This window comes from Mycolicibacterium sp. TUM20985, from assembly GCF_030295745.1.
Lineage (GTDB): Bacteria > Actinomycetota > Actinomycetes > Mycobacteriales > Mycobacteriaceae > Mycobacterium.
Map to the genome: position 1 here is coordinate 2,890,486 of NZ_AP027291.1, position 13,820 is coordinate 2,904,305.

Sequence of the window (13,820 nt, forward strand, 5' to 3'; positions counted from 1 at the left end):
AGCCATCATCGTGCGACACGCTCGGTGACGAGTGTTCGTATGGCGCCGGGGAGGGCAAGCCATGGTCGAGCCCACCAACGCTCACGTCGTTCACCTGCAGGACGGGCGGCGCATGGGGTATGCGCAGTACGGCGACCCCGACGGCTTCGTCATCGTCAGCGCGCACGGCGGCCTGGCATGCCGGCTCGACGTTGCGGCTGCAGACACCGCAGCGCGCGACGCCGGGGTCCGGCTGATATCGCCGGATCGACCAGGCATCGGGTGGTCCGACCCCCAACCCGGGCGTACGGTCCTGGACTGGGCCAATGACGTCACCGACGTGCTGGACCAACTCGGTGTCGACCGTTTCGCCGCCCTGGGGTGGTCGATGGGTGGGCAGTACGCAGCCGCGATCGGTCATGCGCTGCCGCACCGGGTGTCGCGGGTCGCGATCGTCGCGGGAGCCCTGCCGCTTACCGAGCCGGGAGTGTTCGCAGAGCTGCCGGCGATCGACCGCGCCTACACGGTGCTGTCCGAGTGGGCACCATGGGTTGCCCGGCAATGCTTTCACACGATGGGATCGGCGGCGCGGTGGGCGCCGAACACCTATGGCCGTCTCGCGGCTCGTGATTTGGGACCCGCGGACGGCGCCGTCCTGCGCGCCGAGGGGTTCGACACCTTCGCGTCGATGGCGCAGGAAGCCTTGCGCCGGCCAGCTGGCGTCGTCGAGGAGTACCGCGCGTGGAGACGGCCGTGGGGATTCGCACCCGAGGATCTTGCGGTGGCAGTCGACGTGTGGGCCGGAACCGACGACGAACTGATCAACGCTGGGTGGCCGCACGCGCTGGCGGATCGTATCCCCGGGGCCCAGCTGCGTTTGCGACCCGGCGGCCACTTCATGGCGCACCTGCATTACCGGGAGATCTTCGACGCCCTGTGTGCGTGACCATTGTTCATTCCTTCCCTAGCGAGGGCGGTTGAACTCTGGTCGCGGCAACCAAAGGACTTCAGGTAGTCGGCGGGTGACGCCATCGGCTGGTGCTGCAGATGAGCCCGGACCGGTCGGTGCAAGTTGCCGAGCAGGTGGCGCAGGACGCGCAGAGTCACCCCGACTGCCAGTTCGTTGTGCTGCGGGCTGGCCGGGACGTCGGGATCGAGAACCGTCACCGCACCGCGCTACGGAATGATTACGTCGGACCGCCCGGCGTCGGAGGGGTCGATACCGACCTGGGCCAGCAGGGAATCCGCGTCGCCCCCGACTTCCCGGACCACGTCGCGAAAGTGCGACAGCGCCGTCGCCCGAATGACCGCCATGGCCTCGAAGGCTAGGTCGCTGTCCTGAGAAGGAGACTGTTGGTCGATTCGTCCGGCCGGACCGGCATTACCGTCGTCATCACCACCGCGGATTCGCACCCGGGCGCCGCGGCACCAGCAAGAGGAGAGGCCGTCATGGCACCTGAATCCGACGAACGCCCCGTCAAACTCAAGGCCCTCGGCGAACTGCCGAGCGGTGAACCAGTGGTGATGGTCAACCTGCTGAAGTTCAAGGAAGAGGGCGGCCGCGACCGCTATCTCCAATACAGCCGCGAGGTGCAACCCCACCTCGACCGCGTCGGCGGAACCGTCCGCTACGCCGGCGCCAACCCGCTCAACGTCATCGGCGACGGTGAGAGCCCATGGTGGGACGCCATTCTCGTCGTCGAGTACCCCTCCACCAAGGCCTTCAGCGACATGGTGACCGACCCCGGCTACCAGCAGATCCATGGACATCGGGCGGCTGCCCTGACCCAGGGTGACCTGGTGGCCACCTCGCGGTGGGTTCTCGGCTAGGAGGCGCATCTCGTCACCACCGGTGGGGCCGAGGCTCATAGCCAGACCCATGTGATGATCAGTCATGGCCCCGAATGTCGTGTCGATACCTGCCGGAGTCGATCCCGTCGAGTTGGTGCGTCGCCACGAGCCGGTGATCCGCTTCACCGAGGGTGAGCTGTTCTTCCCGATGGCCGTGGACGCCTACGTCGAGGGGGCGGCGCTGTGGCGGCGAACGGCCGGGCAGGCAGACCGCGAGCGTCTGGTAGACCACGGCGAGCTGACCGTGGACGCGCTGTGCACCCGCGCCCGCAGCGGTGTCGGCACCGCTCTGGAGCTGCGCTATGTTCCGTCCGCGTTGAGCCCGGGCGAGTTACGGCTGTGGCGGCGAGATCCGGACCGCGCCCGCTTCCGAAGCACCACGCGGTTCGCCGCAGTAGGACTGCTCGGCAGGGTCATCGATTCCCTATTTCGGCTGTCCCTGATCCTGCGAGGTTCCGTTCCCGGCGGATTGACTGCCGCACTGCACCGCCGTTACCGCGGTTCTGCGGCTGCCGCGGAGTTCCCGTACTACGCCCACGTCAGCACAGACGGCGGCTACGTCGTCCTGCAGTACTGGTTCTTCTACGCGATGAATGACTGGCGATCGAGTTTCGGCGGGGTCAACGACCATGAAGCCGATTGGGAACAGGTCACCGTGTTCCTCGTTCCGGCCGTGGATGATTCGGGCCAGGCGCGCCGTCCCGACGGAACCGATGTCCTGCGCGTCGGGTGGGTGGCGTTCTCCTCGCATGACGAAACCGGTGACGATCTCCGGCGGCGTTACGACGACCCGGACATCACCTGGGTCGATGACACGCACCCGGTCGTGTACGCCGGCGCGGGATCCCATTCTGGCGCCTACCTTCCTGGCGAATACCTGGTGCGCGTCGAACCGCCTGTGCTGCAACGCTTCTTCGCGGCGGTCAGCAGGGCCGGTGGGGTGCTCTTCCCGTGGACGCGGGATCGCCCGGCGCCCGGAGTCGGCATCCCGTACGTCGACTACAAGCGCGGCGACGGGATGCAGATCGGCCCGGGAACACCGCACTCCTGGACACCGATTCTGATCGACGCGGACACCCCGTGGGTCCGGGACTTCAGCGGCCTGTGGGGGCTAGACACCGAGGATCCCTTCGGCGGTGAACGCGCACCCGCCGGACCGCGCTATGAGCGCAACGGCACGATTCGTCCGTCCTGGGCCGACCCCGTCGGCTGGGCCGGCCTGCAGAAGGTTCCCGCCACGACCGCTGAGTACTACCGTGCCGTCGACGACCGGCTCGCCGAGTTGGAGCGGCAGCGGGCCGCACTGACCGCCGAGCTCGTCGCAAACGACGCCATCCAGCGACAGTTGAACGTGACCGTGACGGCGTCATTCCCGCTGGTTGCCACCCGCCGCGGGGCGACCGGCGCCGTTCGGGCGTTGCGAGAGCAGGAAGCCGCATCATCGGATCTCCGCGCCGCGCGCCGCGCCGTCGTCATCGAACAGCAGCATCTCAGTCGCGCGCGCCACGAGCCGCCGCCGCTGGCCGGGGTGCACGCTCACCTCCGGCGCAGGGCGTTGCCGAACGTGGATGCCGACCGACCGCCGGGCTTGCTGCTGCGCTTCTGGACCGAAGTCTCGCTGTCGGCGCTCCTGGCGCTGACCGGCGGCGCCTTGGTGTTCGGCACCATCTCGTCGATCCGGGTCGCCGTTTCCGCGGTGCTGATCGTGATGGCGGTGGAAGCGGTGCTGCGCCGCAAGGTGGGCGTCTTCCTGCTGGGGGTCGGCGTGCTGGCATCGATCGCCGGCATCGTGTTCCTGCTCGTCACCGACCTGCGAACCGCCACCGGTGTGCTTCTTCTGCTCGCCGCCCTGGCATTGCTCATCGCCAACGTGCGCGCCTATCTAGGTCGGCGCTGATCAATACTGGGCGCCCGGCAGGCACGTTCGGACGCCGGAGCGGACGTTGGTCGTCACCTCAAACCGTGTTCACGACCAGCGTGAGGACGATGCCGAATACCGCGGCCGGTATCGCCATGCTGGCAAGGAATCCCAATCCGAACCGGCGACCGCCAGCGATGAAGGCCAGGACGATCTTGACGAGCAGATTGGATCCCAGAGCTGCACCGACCGCGACGAGGGCGGTACTGACCGTGATGTCGCCCTTGGCGGCCAGGCTGGCGGCGGCAATCGAGCCGGCGTGGGCGTCGGCGAGACCCGCGGCGGACGCCGCGAACACGGCCCCGTTGGGGCCCAGCACGTCAGCGCCCCACTGACCGACGAGCAGGGCAACGGTCAGCACTGCGGCCAAAACGGCGGCGGGCCTGAAGGCGAAGGGTCGGCTTGCCGACACGGCGTCGGCGTCGCCGACCCCCTCGGCGTCCTTCTGATGCGTTTGGGTGGCGCCCCGGTAAACGACGGCGGCGATCACCACGAGAATGATGGCCCCTGCGAGCACTGGAGGCCACAAGTGGCGCAGCACCTCGACGTCGACGAGGCCGATCACGACAGTCAGCTGCACGAAGGTAGCGAGGCTGGCGACGAGTGCACCGGCCAGCGGGGGCCGCAAGCTCGTGGATGTCCGGCTGAGTCGGCCCATGGATGCCGTCGTTGCGCTTGCCGAGACGAACCCGCCCGCCAAACCGGTGACGAGCAGGCCTCTCTCGGGGCCGAGCGCCCGAACGCCGATGTAGCCCACCCAGCCGATGCCGGTAAGCAGCACGACGAGCAGCCACACCTTCGACGGATTGAGCACACCGTAGGGCCCCAGCCCTCGATCAGGTAGCAGCGGCAGGATGACGAATGCCACGGCGAAGAACTTGATCGCGTCCTCTAGTTCGACTTCGCTGACGATCTCGCGGGCGAAGCGGTGGATGCGCGTCTTCGACACCAGCAAGGCAGCGACGACCACGGCGAGGGCCACGGCGACCGCTGGGCGGGTGTATGCGAGCGCGCCGAGCAAGTAGGCAACGAGCGCGGCGATCTCCGTGGTAGTTCCGGGGTCTTCTTCGCTGGTGCGAAAGTAGGCGAGCGCCATTATCGCCCCGACTCCGAGAAGGCCCGCCACGACGGCCCACTGGTTCAGACTTGCTGTGACGGCACCCACCAGCGACAGCAGTGCGAACGAACGCGACCCGGCGGAGAGCTTGCGCGGGTGATTGCGTTCCCGCTCCAGGCCGAGAAGTAGTCCAATGGCCAGCGCCACCAGGAACGGCTGAATCAGTGGCCAGCTCACATCGACCCCCGATTTCACCGAATCACAGGAACTTTACGTTCATTTCGGCGCGGATTGCGGTGATGCGGCCGCCTCGTCGAGTCGCTCGGGGCCCTGCTGGTCCGCTGGCCCTGATCATGAGACACCGCAGACGCACGAAACCCGCTCCGACATGGGCCAGAGCGGGTCTTCGTCGGTCGGGCTGACAGGATTCGAACCTGCGACCCCTTGACCCCCAGGGACCTCGGGAGGGTGAATTGGCGTTTCATCGCGTCGCATTAGTGGTGATCAGAGGGTTTTGATCGTCTCAGCCGTGTCACGCTCTTCGGCGTGATCGAACGCGTCTTGGGACACTGTTGGGACACTGGGCCGTGCGGCGGTTCCAGAGAAACTCAGAACCTGCCCCGCCGTCAGGAAGTCTGCGCGTCAGGGCGGAACGCTCAACTGGTGCCAGCGTCAGAATATTCGCTGAATGGTTCCTTCGCATGCGGGCGTCGTTGGTTCCACAAGTCAGATTGAGCCCAACATCGAGGTGCGGATGCGAAGACTCGCCGAGCGCGATAACCGGACTGTTGACGACGCCGTCGCGACTGGCCGGGTTCTCAACCGTCGTCAACAGATCGCGATAACGTCCAATTCTGTTGTGTGTCACCAAAGCGTTTGCGATGGATCGGCAGCTCTCCAAATCGGACGCGAATCCGTCGGATACCGAGGCCGCATACTTTGCGCCGGTAGATTTTGAGGATGCTCGACGAGGACTGGAAGACGACCGCCGAACGTCTCTGGCGTTCTTTCGTCGATCTTCGACAGGTCGTCGAGGACACCGTGGTCAACGATCGGATTGATAGCAGTGACGCCCTTCGGCAGTTCTGTCGACACGCGTTCGAGCTGAATGACTGGCTGTCAGCCTCCGAGATTGACCAGACCGCCAAGCGCGCAGTGTCAGAGCTATTCGGCAAGCCATCCAAGAACGCGGCGAAGCGCGTCCCTGCAAAGTCAGTAGCGCTTGCGGCGTGCGCAGACATCGCGAACAGATCCAAGCACGCAGTGTTGAGCGGCCCGAGCTACTCCGAAGGTGGGCACGCGGAGATTACATACGAGTCGATTTCATCAGTCAGCGACCTATCCGATTTTGCACGACAGTTCGTCGATGACGTCCCTCGATTCGGCGACCATCAGTGGATGTGGCTCATCACGATCAACGGCAAGGAATACGACGCTCTGCTCTTAGCCGAGGACGCGATGACAGACTGGACGAATTGTCTCGTCAGTGTCGGACTGGTAACGGCGCACCCGAACGGTTGGTCGTTCTCCAAACCGGACTAGGTGAAGCGGGTATGCCGCCACATGCTCCGATCGTCACCAGCCGATAATTCTGTGATATGTCGACTTATCTCCGAATACGCTGGATCGCAACCGTATTGATCCGCCGTGCTTCATGGATAATTACCATTATCTATGATTTTAGTCTGCATATTGCATCAGATGAATCAGCATCCCCGGTCCGTGTTCGTCAGCTAGGTGAAGCACCCTGCGTGCGAAATCGGCACTGAGCAGCAGCGTCGTCGGCCTCATGGCATCACACCACAGGTGTAAGTTCCGTCGTCCGCCGAAGGCGGCTAATTAAGTGGCGCGAATGGCTGGCGCTGACCTGCAGCGATATGGTAATGATTCATTGAATGATTCGATGAATCAACAAACGAGACCGTTGGAGGCCAGTTTGCCCGTCGACAAAAGTGGCCGTTTCTACGTCGTCGAGTCCGTTCCGCTGCTTCACCCCGAGGCGCACACTGTTCAGGAGATGCTCGACGGTTGGCGCAATCAGCAGTTGTGCCGCAACCTCGCGCACGACACCATCGACCAGCGGATCCGGATCGTGGAGCGATTCCTCGCCTATACCAACGAGTTTCCGTGGACGTGGACCGCGGCGATGGTCGAGGAATTCTTTAGCGACCTGCGCGCGATATCGCGCCGCAGGCAGTCCACGATCCGCGGCTATCAGAACGCGCTGCGGATGTTCTGCTCGTATGTCAGTCATCCCGACTATGGCTGGGATCGAGTGTGCGAGCAGAGATTCGGCACCCACCCCGCCCAGGTCTTCTTCGAGTGGAACACCGCCGCACACGTGCAGGACAACGAACAGTCCCCAGCCAAGCGAGCGTTCACCAAGAACGAGCTGCAAGACTTCTTCGACCACGCCGACGACCAGGTCGCGGTGATTGCCGCATCCGGACGCAAGGGCTGGCTGCCGGCCTATCGCGATACCGTGATGTTCAAGCTGGCCTACTCCTATGGGTTGCGGTTCAACGAACTTCGCCATCTGCAAACCGTCGACTTCGCCCGTAACCCGCACGGTCGTGAGTTCGGACGCTACGGGGTCGTTCACGTCCGGTACGGCAAGGCGAAACGAGGGTCGCCGCACAAACGCCGCAGTGTGCTGACCGTCTTCGATTGGACTCCGGAGATAATCGCCGACTGGTTAGCGCACGGACAGCGTTACATGGATGACGGCATCGACCTATTCCCCAGCGAGCGTGCAACGCTGGTGTCTGAAGACACCCTGCTGCGCCGGTTCCGCCGCTATTGCAACCACCTCGGGCTGTCGGCCGGGCTGGACCTGCATTCGCTGCGCCGCTCCTACGCCACCCACCTCATCGAAGATGGTTGGGACGCCAAATTCGTCCAAGACCAGTTGGGCCACGAACACGCGAGTACCACAGCGCTGTACACCTGCGTATCCAGCGATTTCCGCATCCGCACGTTGCGCCGGGTGCTGGACTCCACCATTGACGACGCACTGTCGTCCAGCGACCAGGAGGACACGTGAAACGGCAAGTCGACTATGCGTGGCGGCTGGCCGAAATCATGGCCGCCCACGGCATGCACAACACCACCGACCTGATGCCGCGGCTCGCCGAACGCGGTATCGAGCTGTCCCGACCCCAGGTGTATCGCATCGTCCACCAACGGCCCGAACGGATGTCACTGCAACTGCTGGCTGCTCTGTGCGACATCTTCAGCTGCGGCCTCGAGGACCTTCTCACCGTCACCGCGACCAACGTTCGCCGCAAGAAGGCCGCCTCGTCGACAACGCCTGCGCCCCCGAACGTGGTCGCACTGAACAAGTCGGTGCGGCCGCGCCGGGCGCGGGTGATCCGCAATGACGACTGATCCCCACCGGCGACCAGCGCGCCGAGGACGCCCCCCAACTCGCAACGGCGACCTGCGCTGCACCAGATGCCACCGCATGGCCAACCAACTGCGTGTGAACTGGCCCGCTGATCGGCTGTGCCACAGCTGCTTCTACACCGCGATGCGCACCCACGGCATCTGCCCCAGCTGTGGGCACGACGGCGTGCTACCCGGTCGCACCCAGGAAACCGATCCCCGACCCGTATGCCTGTCATGCGCCGGAATCTCCGGCAATTACCAATGCGCAACCTGCAAGACCGAAGGTCAGCTGTATCGGGGCGGGCAATGCGCTCGCTGCGCGCTTCACGACGACCTCACCGCATTGATAGTCGACGGCGCCGCCGACCCGGAGACCATGGGCACCATCGTGACCATCCTCTGCGGCGTTGAACGGCCCGAGAGCATCCTCTCGTGGAAACGCTCCCCCACCGTTCGGGCACTTTTGTCCGGCTTGGCCGGCGGGCACATTCCGCTCAGCCACGACGGTCTCGATGCCGCCGGGCACAGCGGACAAGTCTCACATCTGCGCAGCCTCCTCGAGCACAACGGTCTACTCCCGCCGCGGGATGAGCCTCTCGCGCGTTTTCAGACGTGGCTGGACTACAAACTCGACGCCACCTCGGAACCAGCCGTTCGAACCCCCGTCGAGCAGTTCGCCACCTGGCATCACCTAAACCGGCTCCGCCGAAAGTCGAAATCGGGCCAAACCTCCCACGGACCAACACATTCGGCCCGACAAGAGATCAACGAGACACTCAAGTTCCTCAGCTGGCTGCATGAAACCCATCACCGCACAGCGGCGACTTGCCGACAGCAAGACATTGACGAGTGGCTAGCCACCGGGCCGACAACCCGCACCAAGATCCGCACCTTCGTCGTGTGGGCCAACAAGAGCAAGATCAACACCGGCCTGCACCTCGATGCCTCCCAGGCCAAGGGCACCCGCCTGCTCACCCAAGACCAGCGGCTGGCATGGATCAAGGAACTCCTCAACGGCGACGCGGAATCACTGCACTATCGCGTCGCCGGCACACTACTGCTGCTCTACGCCCAACCCCTTGTGAAAATCGTCGCACTGCCGACAGCGGCGGTCGTCGTCGACGCAGATCAGACACTCATATCGCTTGGCGCTGAACCTATCCCAGTGCCCGAGCCCTTCGCCGATCTGCTCAAAGGCCACCTGCACAACCGCCCCAACCTTCGAACCGGCGCAGGCACGAACGCAAACCCGTGGCTATTCCCCGGCCGCCGTGCCGGCAAGCACCTCGAACACCACACCATGATGCTGAAGCTGCGCACGCTGGGAATCGACTTGCTCGGAGCACGCAACTCCGCACTGCAGAACCTCGTCACCGAGATACCCCCTCCCGTAGTAGCCCACCTGTTGGGCTACAGCCACAACTGCACCCAGCGACACGCCCGATCGGCCGCTCAACCATGGTCGCGTTACGTCACATAGCGAGAGCATCGCCTCACGCGGCCCGAAGTGTCGTGACTTCGTTCTGCGGCAGCCCTCCGAGACGCGCCGCTCACTCCCTCATCGCCCCACCGGCGCGGTATACGACGGCCTGGAACACGCAGGCTTACCGGTAAATACCTGGCGCTTCTTCCGCCGGATGCGCACTAATGTCGCTCGGTATTTTCGTGCGGGAATCCACGGCATTAAATCACTGCACGTTCGGACGCAACCTGGGGGCGCGAGACGTTGCGAGAAGCCGGCGGCCGTTCTCAGGACCTGTGGACGCGGCTTCGTCCAGCGCCTGTCCTGATTGCGGTTGGGTTTGTGAGTATCGCTCCACTTTTGATGCATACTGCGCCTAGGGGGGCGCCCTGCGATGGATCGATCTCACCGTCGGGTCGGAGCCAGGCTCGGTATTCCCTGCCGGTCGACGTGCGGCTGACGATGAGAAGGTTGGTGTCGATGCCCGCGTTGTTGGCGTCGGTCCGGAGCTTGCGGGCATTGGCGGCGCATTTTGAGACGCGGCGCTGCCGGCTGTAGAAGCCTTCGAGGGCGGCCTGCGCGATGAATCGGCCGCCGAGCTCCACGTGGTCCACAGTTCGTCCTGCTTCTCGCGCGGCCCACCAGCGGTGTGTGGACTGCTCGACCGCGAGCGTGAAGGGCACTTCGACGTCGATAATCGTCAGTCGCTCGTAGTCGTCGGAGGCAAAGTCGGTGACATAGCTGTCTATGAGCGGCGTCCAGGAGAGGGTTCCCTCCATGACGAAGTTCTCCCCCCGGTGCAGTGACACTGCACGGACACGGTTGGCGGCTTCGGTAGAGGCATCATGGACCCATGTCGCCAGTTCGCTGGGATGGACAGGTTTGCCATCTGCGAGAACGTGGTTGTGCCGGATGTCGAGTAGGCCGGCCTGGTCCAGTCGCATCAGGATGAGGTCTTTGATGCCGTCTGGGTCAATGCGACGGTGGTCGGTGGCCAAAATGTCAATCGCGACCGATTTGCCGGCACCAGGCACGCCGGCGGTGATGATTGCGGCGCGACCATGCGCCGGCGCGTTGGGACTTTGACTTCGATACTCGTCGGCGATCTCGTCGATCAGCTGATCACTTAGATAACGCACCACTGAGCGTGGAACAGCGAACTCCCCCTCTTGGTGGAGGGCGGTCAGCTGAGAATGGACCCTATTGCGCAGTCGGCGGTTGGACTGCGGAGCTGACACTCTCGTATTCCTCGTCGCTGAGTAGTCCGAGTTGATGCGCGGTGCTCACCTGGGTCCAGGTCCCAGGTACGGATCCCTCATGGGGGTAGGGCGCGAACTGGGCGAAAGTGTAGTCCAGGCCTTGAAGCTGTTTCACCAGCGCGTCTCGGGGGGCCCCGTCGACTGTAGCGCGCAGGATGATTTCCTCAGGGCTCGGTGCATCTCCGAGCGCGCTGGCTCCGCGCAGCAGCCGACCTACTCGCGGCTGCGTGGTAGACAAGACGTCAGCGATTTCTCGTTGGTTCATACCTGACCGCTTAAGCTGGCACGCAGCACGCATGTCATCGAGGCGCAGCAAGCGTTCGTGTGCCCGGCGAACCTGCGCTTCGCAGGCGATCGCTTCAACTTTGCGTTCGATCGTTGTAGGCATGATTCCTCCGTCTGATACGGAGTGTATCAGCGTTTGAAACGGTGCGTATCAAGGACTTCAAAGGGACGCTGACCAAGATTGGGCGCGGCGTGGTCAGAAACTGGCCGCCAAGGTCAAAGAACGTGTGAATACAGACGTGTCGAGCACCCACGAGCGTTACGACGTGCGCCGGCTGCCCGTGGCGTCGACGAGTTCATCACGATTGAACGTCCTGGATTCTGCGATTCACAACCACGACTCCATACCCCTGCGGGGTATTAATAACGCTGCCGACTATGCTGGCCATCGTGATGAACGTGCGTGGTGTGGCAGCGTTGCCCACCGTCGCGCGACTCCTCCTCTTGGTGGCCCTGATGGGTGGAATCGTCACCATGCACGCCGTGACGTTCACGCTCGGCCACGACCACGGCGCGCAACCCGCGATGGCAGCGACGAGCCAGCACCACACCACAGGTGGGCATGCCGCCCCCGCCTCCCCGCCCTGCGATGGCGACGACTGCGGCCAGCAGCACACCGGGCTGCATGGATGCGTCTTCGTCATGACTGCCGTGGCGATCGTCGCCGGTCTGGCGATGCTGTGCTGGATCGGAACCCGAAACGCGGTGCTCGTCGCGCCGAAGACCCGGCGCGGCCATCGCCGCCGTCAGCGTGCACCGCCCTGGACCGTGCTCACCCTTCACCAACTGTCGATTCTGCGGGTCTGACAGGCAGTCCCGCGTGGCCGCTCACGACGAGCAGGTCACCCATCGACGCCTGTCTTCGTTCACCCCAATCATCGACAATTCGTAAAGGAAACAACCATGTTCAGTTCCACCATCGCCGTCAAGTCCACCGTCCTCGCGACCGCCGTTGCGGCAACCTTGGCGGTCGCCGGCTGCAGCGGCACCACCACCGACACTTCGACACCCCCAACCGTCTCGAGCTCGACCGGGATGAGCGGATCGATGCCCGGCATGGATCACGGCGGCTCGTCTGCGTCAGCAGCGCCGAGTGCTACCCGCACCGACTTCAACGACGCCGACGTGATGTTCCTGCAGATGATGTACCCCCACCACTCGCAGGCCGTCGACATGGCCAAGCTCGTGCCGAGCCGATCCCAGAACCAGCAGGTCATCACGCTGGCCCAGAACATCGAGAAGGCTCAGGGACCCGAGATGACTCAGATGACCGGCCTGCTCACGAGTTTCGGCAAGCCCGCGCCGTCAGCAGAGATGTCCGGCCATGACATGCCCGGGATGGGTGCCATGCCGGGCATGATGTCCGCCGAGCAGATGACCAACCTCACCGGGTTGTCGGGCAAGGCGTTCGACCAGGTGTGGCTGCAGATGATGATCGACCATCACAGCGGCGCCATCGACATGTCCAACACGGAGCTTCGCGACGGCACCAACCAGGATGCGAAGAAGCTGGCCCAAGCCATCATCGCCAACCAGCAGGCCGAAATCACCCAGATGCGGGGCATGCTCGGCCAGGGCTAAGCCTCGGCCGACGACGAGGGTGCTCGGCGGGCGACCGTCCGTCGAGCACCTTGCGGCCAGCGGTCTTGCCCGGCTCTCATAGTGCGTAGGTGGCCATTCATCGATCGGCCACCCGAGGAGACGACAACGCGTCCGGCTCGACTCAGCGAATCTCGCCCTACCGGTTCAGCGCACTGGAGACCGACCCGCGTTCGTGAGCTGTCCCGGCGCGTTCGCGAGCACCGATCGCCGCCCGTAGCAAGCGGATGGTCGACATACTTGACTTCTCGATACCCCCAGGGGGTATAGTGGTGACGTACCCCCTGGGGGTACACGACGAGAACGGACCACCGCATGGAACACGCCGCACCCGGTTATCTCCAGTCCAAGGACGCCCACCTCAAACGCCTCAGCCGCATCGAGGGGCAGGTGCGCGGTTTGGCGCGGATGGTGGAGAACGACAGCTACTGCATCGACGTACTCACCCAGATCTCTGCCGCCACCAAGGCCCTGGAGTCCGTCGCACTCGCGCTGCTCGACGAGCACCTCACCCACTGCGTCAGCGCCGCCATCCAGCAAGGCGGCGACATCGCCGACCAGAAGATCAGCGAAGCATCGGCGGCTATCGCCCGCCTCGTCCGCTCCTGATCGAAGATGCTGTCCCGCAAGAGATTTCACCCACTGAAAGGCATCACATGAACACCCTCGACCTACGCACATCGCTGCCGTTGCTACAAACCCCCGACAGCGGTTGCGCATGCTGCGGGCCACGCACCACGTCCGAACCGACCGCGCCAACCCGAGCCACGGAGAACGAGATCAGCACCGCCAACGCGTTTCCCGTCACCGGAATGACCTGCGGCCACTGCGTGGCCGCCGTCACCGAGGAAGTCTCCGCGATCCCCGGCGTCACCGACGTGACCGTCGACCTCAAACCGGGCGCCACATCGACGCTGCGCGTCACCAGCGAGCATGGCGTCACCCGCGATCAGATCGCCGCCGCCCTCGACGAAGCCGGCGACTACCACCTCACCACCGACTGACTACTCCAGCCGGCACCCG

15 protein-coding genes are annotated in these 13,820 nt (G+C 64.4%); 11 read left to right on the forward strand and 4 right to left on the reverse strand.

The genetic code is table 11. The features are described from left to right. Positions 1–61 precede the first annotated feature (61 nt). A complete protein-coding gene (locus tag QUE68_RS14240) occupies positions 62–925 on the forward strand; it encodes an alpha/beta fold hydrolase (RefSeq protein WP_284226754.1) in 864 nt (287 codons plus the stop codon). On the opposite strand, the gene QUE68_RS29485 is transcribed toward QUE68_RS14240, so the two are convergent. Continuing rightward, the gene (locus QUE68_RS29485; RefSeq protein WP_349816663.1) at positions 892–1,146 is read right to left on the reverse strand and encodes an AraC family transcriptional regulator ligand-binding domain-containing protein; all 255 of its coding nucleotides are present in this window, start codon (positions 1,144–1,146) and stop codon (positions 892–894) included. The genes QUE68_RS14240 and QUE68_RS29485 overlap by 34 nt on opposite strands. Positions 1,147–1,155: 9 nt before the next feature. Next, complete coding sequence (locus tag QUE68_RS14245) at positions 1,156–1,293, reverse strand: hypothetical protein (RefSeq protein WP_284226756.1); 138 nt, start codon at positions 1,291–1,293, stop codon at positions 1,156–1,158. Between the two features lie 135 nt (positions 1,294–1,428). Between QUE68_RS14245 and QUE68_RS14250 the strand changes: the two genes are divergently transcribed. Next, positions 1,429–1,809 carry a DUF1330 domain-containing protein gene (locus tag QUE68_RS14250; protein WP_284226758.1) on the forward strand — a complete coding sequence of 127 codons (381 nt, stop codon included), beginning with the start codon at positions 1,429–1,431 and terminating at the stop codon, positions 1,807–1,809. Between the two features lie 64 nt (positions 1,810–1,873). Beyond that, on the forward strand, positions 1,874–3,727 hold the full coding sequence (locus QUE68_RS14255; RefSeq protein ID WP_284226759.1) for a hypothetical protein: 1,854 nt from the start codon (positions 1,874–1,876) through the stop codon (positions 3,725–3,727). A gap of 58 nt (positions 3,728–3,785) precedes the next feature. Here QUE68_RS14255 and QUE68_RS14260 read toward each other — a convergent pair whose 3' ends face one another. Beyond that, positions 3,786–5,042, reverse strand: coding sequence for an MgtC/SapB family protein (locus QUE68_RS14260; protein WP_284226760.1), 1,257 nt, complete (start codon positions 5,040–5,042; stop codon positions 3,786–3,788). A 723-nt stretch (positions 5,043–5,765) separates the two neighbouring features. Here QUE68_RS14260 and QUE68_RS14265 point away from each other — a divergent pair. The 4 genes from QUE68_RS14265 to QUE68_RS14280 all read left to right on the forward strand — a co-directional run bounded on the left by QUE68_RS14265 (position 5,766) and on the right by QUE68_RS14280 (position 9,672). Beyond that, positions 5,766–6,347, forward strand: a complete 582-nt coding sequence (locus tag QUE68_RS14265; protein WP_284236008.1) for a hypothetical protein — start codon at positions 5,766–5,768, stop codon at positions 6,345–6,347. Positions 6,348–6,741: 394 nt separating this feature from the next. Then, a complete protein-coding gene (locus QUE68_RS14270) occupies positions 6,742–7,848 on the forward strand; it encodes a tyrosine-type recombinase/integrase (protein WP_284234072.1) in 1,107 nt (368 codons plus the stop codon). Beyond that, positions 7,845–8,192, forward strand: coding sequence for a helix-turn-helix domain-containing protein (locus tag QUE68_RS14275; protein ID WP_284234074.1), 348 nt, complete (start codon positions 7,845–7,847; stop codon positions 8,190–8,192). Before QUE68_RS14270 ends, QUE68_RS14275 begins: the two co-directional genes overlap by 4 nt. 76 nt (positions 8,193–8,268) lie before the next feature. Continuing rightward, complete coding sequence (locus QUE68_RS14280; RefSeq protein ID WP_284234077.1) at positions 8,269–9,672, forward strand: recombinase XerD; 1,404 nt, start codon at positions 8,269–8,271, stop codon at positions 9,670–9,672. Between the two features lie 269 nt (positions 9,673–9,941). On the opposite strand, the gene QUE68_RS14285 is transcribed toward QUE68_RS14280, so the two are convergent. Continuing rightward, positions 9,942–10,892 (reverse strand): zeta toxin family protein, encoded by a 951-nt coding sequence (locus tag QUE68_RS14285; RefSeq protein WP_284236007.1) that lies wholly within the window; start codon positions 10,890–10,892, stop codon positions 9,942–9,944. Between the two features lie 699 nt (positions 10,893–11,591). Between QUE68_RS14285 and QUE68_RS14290 the strand changes: the two genes are divergently transcribed. The 4 genes from QUE68_RS14290 (at position 11,592) to QUE68_RS14305 (ending at position 13,801) form a co-directional block, all read left to right on the forward strand. Next, positions 11,592–12,005, forward strand: a complete 414-nt coding sequence (locus tag QUE68_RS14290; protein ID WP_284236237.1) for a DUF6153 family protein — start codon at positions 11,592–11,594, stop codon at positions 12,003–12,005. Positions 12,006–12,101: 96 nt separating this feature from the next. Next, a complete protein-coding gene (locus tag QUE68_RS14295) occupies positions 12,102–12,779 on the forward strand; it encodes a DUF305 domain-containing protein (RefSeq protein ID WP_284236006.1) in 678 nt (225 codons plus the stop codon). Between the two features lie 333 nt (positions 12,780–13,112). Next, positions 13,113–13,406: a metal-sensitive transcriptional regulator gene (locus QUE68_RS14300; protein WP_284236005.1), complete on the forward strand. Its 294-nt coding sequence runs from the start codon at positions 13,113–13,115 to the stop codon at positions 13,404–13,406. 47 nt (positions 13,407–13,453) lie between these two features. After that, positions 13,454–13,801 carry a heavy-metal-associated domain-containing protein gene (locus QUE68_RS14305; protein WP_284236004.1) on the forward strand — a complete coding sequence of 116 codons (348 nt, stop codon included), beginning with the start codon at positions 13,454–13,456 and terminating at the stop codon, positions 13,799–13,801. Positions 13,802–13,820 lie beyond the last annotated feature (19 nt).